General features: G+C 67.8%; 16 protein-coding genes. 5 read left to right on the top strand and 11 right to left on the bottom strand.

Going from position 1 to position 16749, the window contains the following annotated elements; all coding sequences use genetic code 11:
* The first annotated feature begins 8 nt into the window (after positions 1-8).
* Positions 9-1628 carry a 4Fe-4S dicluster domain-containing protein gene (locus AAK988_RS01415; RefSeq protein ID WP_369873129.1) on the top strand — a complete coding sequence of 540 codons (1620 nt, stop codon included), beginning with the start codon at positions 9-11 and terminating at the stop codon, positions 1626-1628.
* 18 nt (positions 1629-1646) lie between these two features.
* Here the strand turns inward: AAK988_RS01415 and AAK988_RS01410 are convergent, their stop codons facing one another.
* The 5 genes from AAK988_RS01410 to ettA all read right to left on the bottom strand — a co-directional run bounded on the left by AAK988_RS01410 (position 1647) and on the right by ettA (position 6886).
* Entirely contained in the window at positions 1647-2429 is a 783-nt protein-coding gene (locus tag AAK988_RS01410; protein ID WP_369873130.1) for a zeta toxin family protein, read from the bottom strand.
* Between the two features lies 1 nt (position 2430).
* A complete protein-coding gene (locus AAK988_RS01405; RefSeq protein ID WP_369873131.1) occupies positions 2431-3000 on the bottom strand; it encodes a helix-turn-helix domain-containing protein in 570 nt (189 codons plus the stop codon).
* Between the two features lie 237 nt (positions 3001-3237).
* Positions 3238-4359, bottom strand: a complete 1122-nt coding sequence (locus AAK988_RS01400) for a hypothetical protein (protein WP_369873132.1) — start codon at positions 4357-4359, stop codon at positions 3238-3240.
* Entirely contained in the window at positions 4356-4961 is a 606-nt protein-coding gene (locus AAK988_RS01395; protein WP_369873133.1) for an RNA polymerase sigma factor, read from the bottom strand. Before AAK988_RS01395 ends, AAK988_RS01400 begins: the two co-directional genes overlap by 4 nt.
* Positions 4962-5206: 245 nt before the next feature.
* Positions 5207-6886 (bottom strand): energy-dependent translational throttle protein EttA, encoded by a 1680-nt coding sequence (gene ettA, locus AAK988_RS01390; protein WP_369873134.1) that lies wholly within the window; start codon positions 6884-6886, stop codon positions 5207-5209.
* Positions 6887-7027: 141 nt separating this feature from the next.
* Here ettA and AAK988_RS01385 point away from each other — a divergent pair, with 141 nt between their 5' ends.
* Positions 7028-7483, top strand: a complete 456-nt coding sequence (locus AAK988_RS01385) for a low molecular weight protein-tyrosine-phosphatase (RefSeq protein WP_369873135.1) — start codon at positions 7028-7030, stop codon at positions 7481-7483.
* A 41-nt stretch (positions 7484-7524) separates the two neighbouring features.
* Here the strand turns inward: AAK988_RS01385 and AAK988_RS01380 are convergent, their stop codons facing one another.
* From AAK988_RS01380 to thrH, 4 genes are all read right to left on the bottom strand, one after another.
* Positions 7525-7878: a nitrous oxide-stimulated promoter family protein gene (locus AAK988_RS01380; RefSeq protein ID WP_242370101.1), complete on the bottom strand. Its 354-nt coding sequence runs from the start codon at positions 7876-7878 to the stop codon at positions 7525-7527.
* A gap of 61 nt (positions 7879-7939) precedes the next feature.
* Complete coding sequence (locus tag AAK988_RS01375) at positions 7940-8830, bottom strand: methyltransferase domain-containing protein (protein ID WP_369873136.1); 891 nt, start codon at positions 8828-8830, stop codon at positions 7940-7942.
* Complete coding sequence (locus AAK988_RS01370) at positions 8827-10716, bottom strand: elongator complex protein 3 (RefSeq protein WP_369873137.1); 1890 nt, start codon at positions 10714-10716, stop codon at positions 8827-8829. The genes AAK988_RS01375 and AAK988_RS01370 overlap by 4 nt, the downstream gene beginning before the upstream one ends.
* Complete coding sequence (gene thrH, locus AAK988_RS01365; protein ID WP_369873138.1) at positions 10717-11316, bottom strand: bifunctional phosphoserine phosphatase/homoserine phosphotransferase ThrH; 600 nt, start codon at positions 11314-11316, stop codon at positions 10717-10719.
* A gap of 220 nt (positions 11317-11536) precedes the next feature.
* Here thrH and AAK988_RS01360 point away from each other — a divergent pair, with 220 nt between their 5' ends.
* A complete protein-coding gene (locus AAK988_RS01360) occupies positions 11537-12205 on the top strand; it encodes a dioxygenase (protein WP_369873139.1) in 669 nt (222 codons plus the stop codon).
* Here the strand turns inward: AAK988_RS01360 and AAK988_RS01355 are convergent.
* On the bottom strand, positions 12202-13137 hold the full coding sequence (locus tag AAK988_RS01355) for a Ppx/GppA phosphatase family protein (protein WP_369873140.1): 936 nt from the start codon (positions 13135-13137) through the stop codon (positions 12202-12204). The genes AAK988_RS01360 and AAK988_RS01355 overlap by 4 nt on opposite strands.
* A gap of 118 nt (positions 13138-13255) precedes the next feature.
* Entirely contained in the window at positions 13256-14068 is an 813-nt protein-coding gene (locus AAK988_RS01350; protein ID WP_289636179.1) for a sortase domain-containing protein, read from the bottom strand.
* A gap of 505 nt (positions 14069-14573) precedes the next feature.
* On the opposite strand from AAK988_RS01350, the gene AAK988_RS01345 reads away from it, so the two are divergent.
* On the top strand, positions 14574-15464 hold the full coding sequence (locus tag AAK988_RS01345; RefSeq protein ID WP_135970100.1) for a hypothetical protein: 891 nt from the start codon (positions 14574-14576) through the stop codon (positions 15462-15464).
* Between the two features lie 12 nt (positions 15465-15476).
* The gene (locus AAK988_RS01340; RefSeq protein ID WP_289636180.1) at positions 15477-16730 is read left to right on the top strand and encodes a CapA family protein; all 1254 of its coding nucleotides are present in this window, start codon (positions 15477-15479) and stop codon (positions 16728-16730) included.
* Positions 16731-16749 lie beyond the last annotated feature (19 nt).

The raw sequence follows: 16749 nt of genomic DNA, 5'->3' as shown, positions 1-16749 counted from the left end.
GAGGGTCCATGGGAGAGAACGCCATTCTGTTTGACGGAAGCCGCTGTGTGGCCTGCCAGGCCTGCGCCATCGCCTGCAAGGAACGGCGCTGGCTGCCCCTGGCCGCCGAGCCCGGCAACGAGCCTGTGGCCGACGCCTACGAGCGCCCGGCCGACCTGGACGGATTCACGCCGCTGGCCATCGCGCTGACCGAGCGCGAGGTGTCGGGGCGCGGCCTGGTGTGGGAGGCGGCCCGCCGTGGCTGTGTTCGCTGCGCCGAGCCCCCCTGCGGCCAGGTGTGTCCTACCGGCGCCCTTGAGATCGTGGAAGGCGCCGGGCTGCTGGGCCCGGCAGCGGACCGTTGCGTGAGTTGCGGCCTGTGCGCCATGGTATGCCCCGTGGGCGCGCCTCATGGTTCGGGAGAGCACGGCCCGGTGCGCCTGTGCGACGGGTGTGCCAACCTGGTGGCCAACGGGGAGATGCCGGCCTGTGTGGCCGCGTGTCCCGTGGATGCCCTGACTTTCGGTCCGCGCGAGGAGGTGCTCGAGCGGGCCCAGGAGCGCGCCGCCGTGCTGCGGGAGCGCGGTTGGGACCGGGCCAGCGTGCTAGGTGCCTCCGAGCAGGGCGGCCATGGGATCGTGCAGGTGCTCAAGTACGGGGCAGAGGGTCATCTGAACGAGGCCTTCGCTACCGCAGGGGAAATTCCCTGGATCGCCGCGGCCCGTATGGCGGGGCCTGTGTCCCTGGCAGTGTTGGCGGCGGGGGCCGCCGGCGCCACGGTGGCCCTGGCTCGCGAGGCGAACCGCCTGCGCCGCGAGCGCTCCGAGGCCGTGCGCACGCCGTTGGCCATGGCTGCCGAGGGGGCCTCCTGGTGGCCGGTGGCCGAGGAGGGGGCCGGCATTTCCCCGGCGCCCACGGCCGAGGGCACTGCCGCCGATGGGACGGATGGCCCCTCGGCGGGGAGCGCCCTGGATGCCGCCCTGCGCAAGCGCGAGGCTCTGCGGGCCCGGGCCACGGCTGCCTCGCCGGCAGCTGCGGCCGCCGCTGCGGCAGCCGCAGCGGGAGAGGAGCCGCATCTTATCCCCGTTGCCTTCGAGGGTCGTCCGGCTGGCACCGAGGGCGATGCCGCCTGGAGCGCGCCGATGGAAGACGATGGTCTTGCCGGAGGCGCCGGTGCATCCGACGGTGCGGGCGAGAGCCCGGTCGCTGACGCGGACGCCGCCGGCGGGCTATCTCTGGTTGACGAGCGCGGCGCCACCAGCGAGATCCCTGTGGTTGACGAGTTGGGGGACACGGGGGAGATTCCCGTTATCGCCCTTACCGATGACGGGGCGGCCATTCCTGCCGGGTCGTTGACGGTCGAAGGCGGGGTCGGCGACGGGAGTGCTACAGGAGAGATTCCCGTAGTGGACGGCAAGAGCGCCACCGGCGAGCTCTACAACGTCGACGACTTCCGCCGCCTGCTCGCTGCCGACCTCGTTGCCCACCATCTCGCGAAGAAGGCCGCCGGTGTCGAAGAGGGAGATGCCGGCGAGGACGCGGTCGAGGAGGCCGGTCTCGACGGTGAGGGCGCGGTCGGGGAGGCCGATCCCGACGGGGAGGGCCCAGGTGGGGGAGCCAACCCCGACGGGGAGCTTCCGACTTCTTAGGATAGGGGCCCCGGTTCTCTAGAACGAGGCCCCCTTCTCTTTGAGGCGGCCCAGCTTGGCCTGCAGCTTGCGGTAATGGCGCTCCTCTTCGGCGGTCCAGGGGCCGAAGAGGGTGTCCCGCAGGGCGTCGCTCGCGCTTTGTCCCGCTCCCTCGCGCGGGAAGAGGAGCTCTTGGGCTCGGTTGTACAGAAAGACGCCGTCGAACAGCTCGCTTTCCTCCAACACGGCGAGGTTGTCGACGATCTGGTCGATGATCTTGTTGTGGTGCGCAGGATCGGTGGCGCGGGGCGTGGTGCCCAGAATGCGCATCACCTCATAGCGTATCTGGCAGCTTACCAGCGAGATCTCGGGCTTTACCGCCATAAGTGCCAAGGATACCCCGTAGCCGCGCCCGCGTAGCAGCGTCGCCGTCTCCATGGGCACCTCGGCCGTGCGCAGCGTGCCCTCGATGATGAGGTTGTAGCCCACGGCGGAAAGGGTGTCGACGAGGGCTTCCGTCATGCGACCTGCCCACGGCGCGGTGTAGCCGACCGCCTCGTCCCCGTAGGTCGCTTGGAGTTCGGGGAAGCGTGGGTGGAATTTACGGTAGTCGTCACCGTTTATGCTGATGATATTGCCGTCGTGGTTGGCGCGAATGATCTTGTGGAGCGTTGTCTTCCCAGCTCCGCTTTGCCCTCCGAGCAGATAAGCCTGTGGCGGTGATTCAAGATGGGGGCGGTAGGCGTTGAGGAGATTCCATCGCAGCTCTTCAAGAGTTGCGAGGAACTCCCCTTTGCTGAAATGGGCGAGGGTGTCATCCATATTAGGCCGCCTTTGCAAGTTGGGTTTCGAGCAGCTTCTGGAAGCCTATGAGCTGCCCGCGAATCTCGCCTAAGGAGTCTCGGTTCCCGCTCTCCTCGGAGAGAATAGCGGGAACGAGTCGGGCCACCTGTTGCTCGATGTCGTCGTAGACCATGGCGAGAGCGCTGTCTCCGTTGGCCCGTGCTGCGGCCCGGGCACGGGATATCTGCGCCATAACGTCCCATGCGGTTTCGTTGAGCACCTCCTGCTGCAGGGTAAGCTCGTAGATGTCGGTCATGTCCATGATCTCTCCCTCCTCGTCGAACGTTATTTCCGCGTACACGATCTTCTCGACCGATGCGCGCTGTTTGGGTGTGAGTGCATCGCCGTCGCGTTCGAGGCAGCCGGCCATGAACTCGGGGATCATGGCGGCGCGAATGAGGTTGGCATTGGCCTTGGTGGGGGCGATCCCGCTCTCGTAGCGCGTGATGCTGGCCTCGCCGATGCCGAGCAGGCGCGCGAAAGCCTGCTGTGAGAGGCCGTAGCGCTTGCGGATCTCCTTGATTTGCCGGGACATGTTAAGCTCGCTCATGATATTCCAATCTATCGATTGCTTATCTGAGCCGATTGTATCATCAATTTAAGAAAAAAGATCGAGAAAAATAATAATTTTGGGGTAAAATTGCCCTCAATTTCCAATCAAAAGATAGTATATCATACGCGATAGCCCGAAGAGAGCAAGGCTCCCCGAAGCCGGCACCCTCCTCAAAAAGCCGGCGGCCCGCACGAATGCGCGCGGGCCGCCGGGGGCTATCGGAGACCGACGAGCCTATTCGCCGATGGGCTCCAAGGTGAACAGTTTGGGGGCATCCGACGTCTCGTCCAGAACCGCTTCCTTTCCCTGCGGGCCCGCGACGTCCCAGGCCGCGAGGTACTCGGACAGAAACTCCGGGCACTTTTCCTCGAAGTCAGCAGCCATGGCGATGCGGTAGGCCTGCTCCTGCGTGCTACCGTCGTCGAAGGTGGCCGTGAGCGTGATGATCGAGCCGTCGAGAACCCGTGCGGCCTCCGCGTAGCCCTCGACCGCATAGGGGTCGGCGTCGCACTCGGCGGGATAGGGCGCGATGACGTAGAGGCGCGTGAAGGCCGTCGCGGCGGTTCCGCCGTCCCCGTAGGTGAGGGTGAACGAGGGGCCGTGCTCGACGACCTGCTGCGGATCCTCTCCGGCCGCTGTCAGCTGATCGACTTCTTGCCAGTCGAAGTACTCGAAGAAGGCGTTCTCGTTGTCGATGCAGTATGAGACCGAGGCGAGGTTCGACCCCTCGCACCGGGCATCGAAGTTGAAGTAGGTCAGGGCCTCTCCGGGCGCCAGCAGCTCTCCGAACACGGGATCGCCCTGCCAGCTCTCCCAGCTGGTCACGAAGGCGGGGTGGAGCCAGTTGATGCCGAGGGGATCGCCTGAGGCGATGGGGACGTTCGCCTCCTCCGCCTCGTCGGCCCACGCCTTCAGCACGAAGAAGTTCCTCGTCGGCGAGCCTGCCGCTTTGCCGGCGCCACCGTCTGCCTGCTGCTGGATTGGGGATGCGGCGGGGTCGGCGCCTTGCGGGCCGCCGGCTCCCAGGGCGATGGTCCCGGCGCCCGCCAAAATGAGAACAGCGGCGCTCGCCGCGGCGACGGCGTAGCGGGCAGCGCGGCGGGGACGTCGCAGCGGGCTGAACGCCCTCGGTCCCTCGGCGTTCGCGCCTGGGCCTTCCGCGCGCCGGGCTTGCTCCACGTTTACTGCCCTGCGGGCTTCGAGGGTCTCTTGCAGCCGCGCCTGGGCCGTGGCCGGAACCCGCTCGGCGCGGACGGCCGAGGCGTACTGCTTGAGGAAGTCGTCCACTTTCGCCGAGGGCTCCCGGCGGTTTCCGAGATCGTCGCGGCGGGGATTGGCCGGTTGGTCATTGCTCATAGCTGAGCCTCCTTTTCTCTGTCGGGGCGGAGCAGGTTGGCGTCGCGCGGCGGGGTCGACGTGCGGTGCGGGAGTCCGCTGTGCGCCGGATCGCGGCCGTTCGAGCCGTCGAGCAGGTCGCGCAGGGCCTCCCGGGCACGGTGCAGGCGCATGCGCACCGCGCCGGGCGTGCATGCCAGGGCGCGGGCGATTTCCGCCGTGCTGAGCTCTTCGACGTAGAAGAGGTTGACGACGGTGCGCTGGTCCTCGGGGAGAAGGCCCACGGTATCCCACAGATCCGAGAAGCGGTCTTCCGGGTCGTTGGGCGCGCCTGCTCCTCGGGGCGCCGCTTGCGCCAGTTTGCGCTCCGCCTCTTCGCGGTGATCGTCGAGCGAATCGGTGGCGTGCCGAGTGCGGGCGCGGAGACGGTCGCGGGATTGGTTCACCGTTACCCGGATGAGCCATGCCTTCAGGTGTTCGTCGCTCTCGAAGGCGCGCGGCTTGTCGAGAAGCTTCAGGAACACGTCCTGGTAGACATCCTCGGCATCGGCGCGGGAGCCCGTTTGGCCGAGGGCCACCCGCCACACCGTGTCTCCCCACCGCGCCAGCGCCCGCTCCGCCACGCTCGCCTCCTGCTTTCCATGTAAGGGTGTTCGCATGCTTACCTCCTTGCCTTCAATACGAACGGGGAGGGGAAAATGTCACGGCGTTCGGGAAAAACTCGCTGGGGCCCCAAAAAAGCACCTCCGAAAGGTCCTCCGCAACGGAAAAGCGGCCCCCGTGGGGACCGCTTCCGAAGAGAGTGACGCTTGTCGCTTGCCGTGGCGCGCCGGCGGCTGGCTGGGCCTCGTCGCCGGCCGCGTGCCGCTTAGTCGCGGGTGAGCTTGCGGTGCAGGCGGTGGGGCTTGGCGGCCTCCTTACCGAGGCGCGCCTCGCGATCTTCCTGGTAGCTCTCGAAGTTACCCTCGAAGAAGTGCCAGCGGCCGGGGTTCTCGTCATCGCCCTCCCAGGCCAGGATGTGGGTGGCGATGCGGTCGAGGAACATGCGGTCGTGGCTGACGACCACCGAGCAGCCGGGGAAGTCGAGCAGGGCCGCCTCCAGGCTGGACAGCGTCTCCACGTCCAGGTCGTTGGTGGGCTCGTCCAGAAGCAGGAGGTTTCCGCCCTCCTTCAGGGTGAGGGCCAGATTCAGGCGGTTGCGCTCGCCGCCCGACAGCACGCCCGCGGGCTTCTGCTGGTCGGCGCCTTTGAAGCCGAAGGCCGCCACATAGGCACGGGAGGGAATCTCGGTCTCGCCGACCATCATGTAGTCGGTGCCCCCCGACACCACTTCCCACAGCTTCGTGTTCGGGTCAATGCCCTCGCGGTTCTGATCCACGTAGGAGATCTTCACGGTCTCGCCGAGCTCCAACTCGCCGCTGGTGAGGGGCTCCAGGCCCACGATGGTCTTGAACAGGGTGGTCTTGCCCACGCCGTTGGGGCCGATCACACCCACGATGCCGTTGCGGGGCAGCTCGAAAGACAAGTCGTCGATGAGCACGCGGCCGTCGAACTCCTTGTGCAGGTTCTTCGCCACGAGCACCTTGGAACCCAGGCGCGGACCCACGGGGATCTGGATCTCGGCGAAGTCGAGCTTTTTGGCGCGGGCCGCCTCGGCCACCATGGCCTCGTAGTTCGCCAGGCGGGCCTTGGACTTGGCCTGACGCGCCTTGGGGGAGGAGCGCACCCATTCCAGCTCCTTCTCCATGCGACGGGCCAGCTTCGCCTGGGCCTGGCCCTGGGCGGCGATGCGGGCGGCCTTGGTTTCCAGGTAGGTGGAGTAGTTGCCCTTGTAGGGGAACAGCTGCCCGCGGTCCACCTCGCAGATCCACTCGGCCACGTGGTCGAGGAAGTAGCGGTCGTGGGTGACGGCCAGCACCGCGCCCGGATAGTTCTTGAGGAACTGCTCGAGCCACAGCACGCTTTCGGCATCCAGGTGGTTGGTGGGCTCGTCCAAAAGCAGCAGGTCGGGGGCCTCCAGCAGCAGGCGGCACAGGGCCACGCGACGGCGCTCGCCGCCCGAGAGGATAGTCACGGGCGCGTCGGGGTCGGGGCACTGCAGCGCGTCCATGGCCTGGGAGAGCTGGGAATCCAGATCCCACCCGTTGGCGGCATCGATCTCGTCCTGGAGCTTGCCCATCTCGTCCATGAGCGCGTCGAAGTCGGCGTCCGGCGCGGCCATCTCCTCGCCGATCTCGTTGAAGCGGGCCACCTTGGCCAGCACGTCGGCAAAGGCCATCTGGATGTTCTCCAGGACGGTCTTGTTTTCATCCAGCGGCGGCTCCTGCTGCAGGATGCCCACGGTGTAGCCGGGCGTGAGCCGTGCGTCGCCGTTGGACACCTCTTCCAGCCCCGCCATCACCTTCAGCAGGGTAGACTTGCCCATGCCGTTGGGGCCCACGACGCCGATCTTCGCGCCGGGGTAGAACGACAGGGTGACGTCATCGAGGATGACCTTGTCGCCCACGGCCTTGCGCGCCTGATACATTTGGTAGATGAACTCTGCCATAGTGCTCCTGTTCCATCGGTGGCTGGCACGGGCCGAGCCAGCGGATTTCCATTGCGTAGGGGGTATTGTCGCAGATGACGGTCGCCCGTGCCACGGCGTTGTGTCATACTGTGGTAAATCTGCGTGACGAGGGAGGTTGAGATGCACCGTATCCTGTTCGTGTGCCACGGCAATATCTGCCGATCCACCATGGCGGAGTTCGTGCTGAAGGATATGGTGGCCGCCCGCGGTGCGGCCGATGAGTTCTGTATTGCCTCGGCCGCAACGAGCACCGAAGAGATTGGGAACCCCGTGCACCCCGGCACCCAGCGGATGCTGAGGGGGCACGGTATCGGCGGCTTCCAGGCCAAGCGGGCCCGGCAGCTCACGCCGGTTGACTATAACGACTTCGATCTGATCATCGGCATGGATGCGGCGAACATTCGCAACATGAACCGCATGCTCGGTGGCGATCCCGACGGTAAGATCCACAAGCTGCTGGAATTCGCCGGCTCTGTGCGCGATGTGGCCGACCCCTGGTACACCGGTGATTTCGAGACCACTTACGACGACGTGCTCGCTGGCTGTAAGGGGCTGCTGGCGCATCTGGGACGCTAGGCGGCCTGGCCGCATGGCCTGCGGCTCGGATGGCGGAGCGGCTATTTCCCCAGGAGGTGGCGGACGGCGGCCACGGGGTGGTGGAGCATCATCCGGGGGCCGGCATAGCGCATGATGGCGCGGATGCGCTCGCGCTCGGCGGGGGCATAGCAGTGGTTGCCGCACGCCTCGCAGCTGGTCTTGTGAGCCATGGAGCGGCAGCGCTCGGTGCGGCGCACGCAGTACTCGTCGATGGCCTTGCAATCGGGGCAGATGCGCTCGCCGCTGAAGCTTATCTCGGTGCGGTTCGCGCGACCGTGGTTCCCGGCGCAGTAGAGCGCCACCATCTGGGAGATGGTGCGCTGCTCGCGCTCGCGGCGGCGGGCGACGGCGGGGGTGTCGGGAGTGCGTGCCATGGGCGCTACCTTAGCAGATGGCGCGGGCCGCGGCGGCGGGGGAGCGCCGTTTGCGGAAAGTTCACAGGAGGCGCTGCAGCACGACGTAACGGTTGAGGTCGCCGTGCCTGCCGTCGGCCGAGAAGCGGATGATCTCGCGGCAGGGCAGCGAGAACCCGGCGATCAGGCCGTCGATTTCCCCGTCGGTCGCGTGATGGCAGAAGCGGTAGACGTCCTCGGCGTGCTGCCAGCCGAGCAGGTAGTCGCCCGGGGCGAAGGCGGGCAGGCCGTGGGTCTCCCTTCCCCGGTCGGTAACGGCCGCGGCCTTGGCGGCGATGCGCCCGTCGCGCAGGAACTGCCAGAACGACACCAGGAGAAAGCCGCCGGGACGCACGGCTTTCGCAAGGCCGTCCAGCAGGGCGCGGCGTTGGGCCGGCGAGGCCAGGTGGTGCATGAACCCGAAGGCTGCGGCCATGTCGCACGTGCCGAGGGGAAGGTGGCGCTCCAGGTCGTCGTCGATGAGGGCGTCGGCGATGTCAAGGGGGCGGAACTCGAGCGTCACGGGGGCCGGAGCCGGCACGTGCTGTGCGGTCTCGGCGGGTCTGGCGGTCTGGGCCCCACGGCTCGCGGCGCCTCTTCCTCCCTCCGCCTCCGCGCCTGTGCGGGGCGCTCCGTCCGCATGCGGCGCTCCCGCTTCGACGAGGGGGCCGCAGTTGTCCAGGGCGATGACAGATAGCGGGCCTGCTGAGCGTTCGGCGAGGAATCGCTCGAAGCGCAGGTTGCCGCACCCCAGATCGAGCAGGCGCAGGGGCCTGCCAAGAAGGTCGGGGTCGGCCGCGGCCACGGCGGCGAGCGCCCGATCCCACCCGTCCCAGGGGGCTTGGCGCGTAGCTGAGAAGGAGGCGGCCTTCTGGGCGTAGAAGTCGGTCGTGAGGGCGTTCAGGCGCCGCAGGGTATCGCTGTCGTAACTCATAGGGGTCGCCTTTGGTAGAGGCCGGCGTCCTTGAAGCCGAGGCGCCGGTAGTAGGCGCGGGTGCCCACGGCGCTGATGACGTTCACGGCGGCAAAGCCCGCCTCGGCGGCCTGGCGGCAGGCCTCTTCCACAAGGGCCCTTCCGAGCCCCAGATGCTGGGTTCCCTCGCCGGTTCGGTGCAGGGCGGCCACCTTCCCGTACACATGCACCTCCCGGATCATGGCCTCGCCCGGAACGGGGAAGCCGTCTGGGCCCTCGCGGTCCTTCGCGCCCATCTCACCTGCGGGCTTGCCCGGGGCGGGGGAGCCGTCCGGTTGCCCGGGGTCATCCGCGACGGCGAGCTCCAGGGCCTCCTCCCGCGGCAGCGACAGGCGGCAGAAGCCGGCGATCTTGCCCGCGGGGGTGACCCACTGGAGGAAGCGCTCCTCGCTCACGGTGGTGATGTAGGGAACGGTCTCCAGGGAAAGCGCATCGGTGTCGGCTCCCTCCACGGAGATCTCCCGGCTGCGAATCTCCCGCACCGGCTCGCCCGCGGCCGCTACGGCCGCCTCCACCACCTGGCGCAGGTTCGTCTTCTTGTTGCCCACGAGAATGTCGGTGGCCGATATGTCGCGGATCATGCGGGAGATGCGCGTGAAGGGGGGCGTGGCCAGCACATCGGCCGCGAGCACCCCCACGAGCTCCTCCTCCGTGTAGGGGCGCCAAGCGCCGTCGCGGAAGCGGTCGGTGAGTGCGGCGCTGGCCACGAGGCAGCAGGGGTAGAGCTTCACTTCGTCGGGGAGGAAGGCCGCCTCGGTGACAAGGCGCCGGTAGTCGGCAACGTCGGCCTCGGGCGTGGCGCCGAGCAGGTTCACCATGAAGTGCACGTGGCTCTTGAAGCCGAACAGGCACAGCAGGGCCATGGCGCGGGCGATGGACTCGACAGTGAGGGCACGGCCGTTGACTGCGAGCACCTCGTCGCTCAGGCTCTGGATACCGATCTGCACCTTGGTGCAGCCCAGGGCCCGCAGGGTGCGGCAGCTGGCAGCCGTGACCAGGTCGGGCCGCGTCTCCACCACGAGTCCCACGACGCGCTTGGCCGCCTCCTCGTTGGCGCGGTGCAGGGCCGCGAGGTCCTCCCAGGAGAGGTCCTGCTGCTCAGGCGCGGGGGCTTTCTCCTCGTTTCCCCACAGCGGCCCCCAGGCCTCGTTGTACGTGAGCTCGCCGCTATCGATGCGCGCCTGAAGCGGTGCGGTCAGGGCCGCCAGCTCGTCGCGGTCGCGGGGGCGGCCCTGGCTCTCGTAGTGGGCCCGGCGCACCGCGGCCCCGGCCGCCCGCTCATCGTCGGGCAGGTTCAGGGCGCGGAACAGCTCGCCAACAAACCAGCGCTGGTAGGCCTCGGGGTAGTCGCTCCAGGTGCCCCCGAGTACGATGAGTTCCACCTTGTCGGTGACATGCCCCATGGCCGTGAGCGCCCGCAGCCGCGCCTCCACCTGGAGGAAGGGGTCGAACCAGCAGCGCTCGGCCCGCTGGCAGGCGGGCTCGTCGGCCAGGTAGCTCTTGGGCATGCGGATGTCGCTGGGGCAGAAGACGCACGCCCCCGAACAGGGCCAGGGCTTCGTGAGCACGGTAATGGTGGCCACGCCCGAGGCGGTGCGCCGCGGCTTGGCCTGCAAAAGGCGCATAAGGGCCGCATCGGTCGCCTCGCCTACGTTCCACGACCGCCAACGTTCGGGGTCGTCGGCCTTCACCTTCAGGTAGAAGGGCAGAAGCCGCCGCTTCGCCACCCGGCGCGTCCCATCGTGGGCGGCTCGGTTGTGGCGGCGCACCAATTTGTCGAGCCAGGCGGCGTCAACGTCCTGGCCCGCATCCAGGGCGGCGATTATTTCGAGCAGGGCCTCTTCCAACTACAGGGCGGCTTTGATGGCGGACAGCAGCTCGTCGTAGGTTTCCAGGGCCGGCAGCTCGGGGTGCTCGGCCTTGATGGCGTCGGTGGAGCGGAACAGGAAACCGGCCTTCGAGTTCAAGATCATGCCCAAATCGTTGTGGGAGTCGCCGGCTGCGATGGTCTGAATGCCGCAGGAGTGCAGCGCCCGCACGGTGGTGAGCTTGCTCTCGGGGCAGCGCATGCGGAAGTCGGTGATGGCGCCGCCCTCGTCCACCACGAGTTCGTTGCAGAACAGGGTGGGCCACCCCAGTTTCTCCATGAGGGGCCGGGCGAACTGCTCGAAGGTGTCGGAGATGATGATGACCTGGGTGAGGGAGCGCAGCTCATCGAGGAAGGCCCGGGCGCCTTCCATGGGCTCGATCTTCGCGATGGTGGCCTGCACGTCGGCCAGGCCCAGGCCGTGCTCGGCCAGGATGCCGAGGCGGAAGGCCATGAGCTTGTCGTAGTCCGGCTCGTCGCGGGTGGTGCGGGCAAGCTCGGGAATGCCCGCTTCCTCGGCGAAGGCGATCCAGATCTCCGGTACCAGCACGCCTTCTAGGTCGAGGCATACAACGTTCATGGCGCAACTCCTAACGGTTGGGGAACGAACTCTAGGGGAAGGGTATCCGATAAGCGCCCCGGTCACTATCGGGAGCGGGGAATTCTCCGCAGAAGGTTGCGGTTGCGATGGCTCGGAAACGGAAGGGGGCATCTGGCCGAGCCGCGGACCGCCAACCCGGCCTCCCCTGCTATACTGGACAAGTTTGCTTGACGAGCCTGAGGACGCGACGGGAGAGACCATGTACGAGCCGAACCCCATATTCGCCGCCGACTTGGCGGTGCCCGCGGTCATCCGCGAAGCGCCGGGCGTCTTCCTGCAGGGCCGTCGCATCCGCTCGCTCGTCTTCTCCACCGACCTGGCCGTCATCTGCCATTGCAACGCCGACGCGGTGCTGGCCGTGTACCCCTTCACCTGCCAGCCGGCCATCACCCAGGCCCTCGTGGCCGCCTCCCAGCGCCCGGTGCTCAACGGCGTGGGCGGCTCCATCACCCACGGAGAGCGCTGCGTGGAGGTGGCCCTGCACTCCGAGATGCAGGGGGTGGCCGCCGTGGTGGTGAACACCTCCATTCCCGTGGAGACCGTGAGCGCTCTCACCGAGCGGCTGAACGTGCCGGTGGTGGTGACCATCTGCGCCGACGACGCCCAGGCCGCCCGCCAGATCGCGGCGGGGGCGGACATGGTGAACGTGGCCGCCGGTGCCGCCACGGCCGCCGTGGTGGAGGCCCTGCGCGCTCGCTATCCCGAGCTTCCCATCATTGCCACGGGCGGCCCCACCGAGGCCTCGGTGGCGGCCACCATCGCCGCCGGTGCCGACGCCATCAGCTGGACCCCGCCGGATATCCGCGAGCTGGAGCGGGCCGTCATGGAGAAGGCGCGCCGCCTCGCGGCCGAGCAGGGCGCCTCCTAGTCCTTCAGCATGCGCTTTACGAGGTAGCCCTCGCGGATGCCGTACTTGCACACGACCATCTCGCCGGCCCCGAGGGCCTCCATGAGGGTGCGCAGGATGACCATGCCGGGCACGAGGGTGTGCACGCGGTCGGGGCAGGCCTTCGCGGCTCCGTGGGCGAAGGCGCCGCGGTCGCTTTCCAGCAGATCGAACAGGGCGTCCAGGGAGGCCCGCTCGATGAGCGGCGGCTTCGCGGGCAGGCCCAAGGCCTGGGCCTGCATCTTCACGACGGCCCGCACCGAGCCGCCGATGCCGTAGAGGCGCTCGCCACGCAGCTGCTCGCGGCTCTGCTCGCTGAGGTGCTCCAGATGGGAGAGCAGCCCTTCGGCGATGGCCCGGCACTCCGCGGTCTCGGGCAAGATAACGGCCACGAACTGCGCATAGGAGGACACGCTGCCCTGGGGCAGGCTCGTGCTGGCCCCGTGGCGGGGGCGCTGCCCGTGCTCGTTCAAGGCTGTGAGCTCGGTGGAGCCGCCACCGATGTCCACGAGGGTTCCCCGTCCCAGCTCTTGGCCGATGCGGGCCCCGGCCAGGCCGAGATCGGCCTCCTCTTCCCCCGACAGAAGGAAGATGGGGTGCTCGATGGCCTCCTCGATGGCGGCCACGGCGAAGGCGGAGTTCGCGCAGTTGCGCAACACGGCGGTGGCGAAGATGTCCACCCGGTCGCAGGAGAGGTTGCGGGCGATCTTCAGGTGGTCGCCGAGAATGGCGGCGGCCCGCTCGATGCCGGCAGTGCTGAACTGCCCGTCGACGACGTAGGCCGACAACCCCGCCATCTTCTTCTCGTCTGCGAGGATGCGGAAGGGCTTGGGGGCGGCTGCGTCCTTGCGGGCCTCGTAGATGACCAGTCGCACGGAATTCGATCCGAGGTCGATGACGCCAAGTCGGGCCATGGGGCTCCTTTCGCGGGGAGGGGTGCTCGCTCCCATTGTACCGCGGGAGGGCGCAAACAAGGGCCGTCCGCGCTGTGGAGGAGAGTCGGACGGCCCTTGGAAGGAGGGGGAGGTTGCGTCAGTTGGCGATGACCACCCGGTAGTGCGCGTTGTCGCCGCAGCAGGTTTGCAGAATGATGGACTCCCCGTAGTCGGTCACGTGGGATTGGATATCCTCCCAGTAGGTGTCGTCGGGCACGATGAACTCGTCCACCACGTAGTAGGTGCGCGCGTTGCCGTCGCTGTCGCAGACGGTCACGGGGTCGCCGTTCTTCAGGGTCATGACGCAGGTGAAGGAGCCGGGGTTATGACCGATGAAGTAGCCCCAGCTGCCGTCGGTGGTGCTGTCGGAGCCCATCCACAGCCCGGCGCCCGAGGAGGGGGCCGAGGCGGTCTCGTAGGAGGGAACGTAGCCCATGACGTCGCCGTTCACGTTGATGGTGGCCGCCGCCATGGCGTCGGGCTCGGTCACTTCCTCCGGCGAGATGGTCTCGAGGGGATGCTCGACGTCCACGGGCTCCACATCGACGGCCTCCTCCTCGGCCACTTCCGGAGCCGTCTCGGCCGCCGCGGCGTTCTCGGCGGGGGAATCCTCGGCGGCCGCCCCGTCGTCGCGGTTGTGGTCGCGGGCCAGTTGAGCCCGTTCGGCAACGGCCTGGAGGGCCAGCTGGTCGTGGACGGCATCGAATTCCGTAGCCATGGCCACGGCCTCTTCCTGGTCTTCGTATATGATGATGGAGGCCACCTGCTTGGTGATGGAGGTGTCCTGGGCCTTCTCGGGCATGGGGCGCGTCGCGGGATCGGCGGGCTCCAGGGCGAAGGCGAGGCCGCCGGCCAGGCACAGAGCCGCCACCGATGTGAGCGATGCCGCCAGAACCTTCGGTGCCTTCATAACCTGCTTCCTTTCACGAGGGGCCCCGACTGGGCAAGGGCTTTGCGGGGTCGGTCGGGCGGGAGTGTGGTGGCGTCGCGGCGAGGGGAGCGCCGGGGGCCGTCCGTCGAGGATTATCATAGGGTGAAAAGGTAAGAAATAGGCTCTGATCGGGTATTTGTTTGAAGCCTGTTCGGCCCGGTTCATATTCGTGGCACATTGCCATCGTTCCGTGGCAGTGCCGTTGGGCCGCCGTTGCCGTTGTTGACGCTGCGCAAACAGAAGCGGCCCCGATTGAGGAGGAATGAAGGAGGGGGCCCGAGGCGGTCGCGGGTGACCGAGCGGGCCATCCGGCCGTAGAAAATTAGCGAAGAGCGGGCGTTTTCTCGCAGATCGCCGGCGGCTTCCCCTATAATATATCGGCTGAGAATTCCAACGGAAGCAACCGCGCGACCGTGCCGGCAGGCCGCAAGCGCACCGACGAACGAGCTCGAAACGCACGACAGACGAACAGAGGTTGATCTCCATGGGAACCTACGAAGACGATTACGGCGCTTCTGAGGGCGCGACCGAGCATCCGCAGGCGGCTGCCGGTGCCCCCTGCGCCGCGCAAGGGTCGCGCGGCAAGATAACCACCCGCCCCTCCCGCGAGAGCATTCTGCAATCCTACGCCTCCCAAGACGAGATGCGCGCACGCAACGCGCGGCTGCGCTCCCAGCAAGCGGCCCAGTCCACGGCGGCCAGCGCGGCCCAGCGCAACGCCGACCGCCTGGCGCGCCAGGAGGCTCTGGCGGCCCAGCAGCGCGAGCAGGAGGCCTATCGCGCCCAGCGCGAAGCCGATCGCGCCGCCCGTCGGGCCCAGCGCGGCGGCACGCCCCCGACGGCCTCGGCCCCGGCGACCCGCCGCACCCGCGTGGTGCCCCCGCTGTCCTCCCAGGAGAGCTACGATTTGACCCGTTCCTCCATGGAGAGCTACGAGCGGGCTCGCGCCTCTCGCGACGCCCTGTCCGAGACGCGCCGGGGCCGCGCCCTCAACCGCGAGGTCATCGACGGCCGCGGCAGCATCGATTCCCGCACCTTCAACGAGAGCCACCAGATCTCCGCCTACTCCCGCGACGAGCGCGACCGCCACGATCCCATGGTGGACACCGTGGAGGCCCGCACCACCTGGCGCAGCCGGGCGGGTCAGGGCTTCGACGGTGCCGTGGATCCGGCGGGGGCCCACGCCATGCCGGCGCCCCTGCGCCCCCGGGGCTCCCGGGCGAGCGACGTGGGATTTTCCGGGGTCATGAGCGGTCGGGCGAACTACAGCGCCCCCGCCTCGGGGCCGTTGGCCGCCCTTCCCACCTTCCTGAAAGTGACCATTCCCGTCATTGTTATACTACTGGCCGTTATCATCTATCTGGTGGTGTTTTAGAAAAGGCAGCCCATGTACGCGAAGCCCACGTGCCCGACCCCGCTTAAGATCGTCATCCTGGCCATTATCGCCATTGAGCTGGCCTTCATCGGCTTCACCCTGGTGACCGAGGCCCGTGCGGGCGAGGGGGGCGCCCCCGCTCCCGAGGAAACCGCCCAGCCGGCCCCCGCCCCCGCCGACAACCATGCGCCCGACGCGGCCGCTCCCGAGGCCGGCGCCGATGCCGCGGCTCCCGAGCCGGTGACGCTGACCGTCACCTTCGCCGGCGACTGCACCCTGGGCTCCGACGTGAACTTCGACGGCTCCCGTAGCTTCAACTCCAAGTACGCCGAGGTGCAGGATCCCGCCTACTTCCTGCAGAATGTGGCCGAGCTGTTCGGTGCCGACGACCTGACCGTGGTGAATATGGAGGGCGTGCTGACCGAGGGGGGCGAGCGTGCCGATAAGGAGTTCGCCTTCCGCGGCAAGCCCGAGTACAGCAAGATCCTCTCCACTGCTTCGGTGGAGGGCGCCTCGGTGGCCAACAACCACTCCAAGGACTACGGCGAGGACAGCTACAACGACACCATCGAGGCCCTCGAGGGCGACAACGTGAAGACCTTCGGCTACGACCGCATCGCGTACTTCGACGTGAAGGGCGTGAAGGTGGCGCTCGTGGGCGCTTACTTCCCCGAGGACAGCGACGACAATGAGAAGCAGATGACCGACAACATCGCCGCGGCCCGCGCCGAGGGCGCGCAGCTGGTGCTGGTGTACGTGCATTGGGGCATCGAGCGCGACTACGATCCCTCTACCGATCAGATGAACATGGGCCGGGCGGCCATCGATGCCGGCGCCGATCTGGTGGTGGGGTCGCACCCCCATGTCATTCAGGGCTGGGAGGTCTACCAGGGCCGCTACATCGTGTATAGCCTCGGCAACTTCTGCTTCGGCGGCAACAGCAATCCCGAGGACAAGGACTGCATGCTCTTCCAGCAGACCTTCACCGTGACCGGCAACGAGGTGGCGAAGAACAACGACGTGGACTTCATTGCCTGCTCGGTGTCGTCGGAGTCCGACCGCAACACCTACCAGCCCACCATCGCCGAGGGCGACGAGAAGGCCCGCATCGATGCGAAGATCCAGGAGTCCACCGACAAGATAGCCGCGGCTGCCGCCGAACTGGACGGCGCCGGCGATACGGCTGACGGAGATGCTGCCGGCGAGGGCGAAGGCGCCTCGGACGCCGCCGAGGGCGACGGTGCGCAGGACGAGAGCGCCGCTTAGGCTTTGCCTGCAATGGGAC

This window comes from Adlercreutzia muris (assembly GCF_041223505.1).
In the GTDB taxonomy this organism is placed as follows: domain Bacteria; phylum Actinomycetota; class Coriobacteriia; order Coriobacteriales; family Eggerthellaceae; genus Adlercreutzia; species Adlercreutzia muris.
Note: the sequence above shows the minus strand (reverse complement) of the source record. Positions and strands in the feature narration are given on the sequence as shown.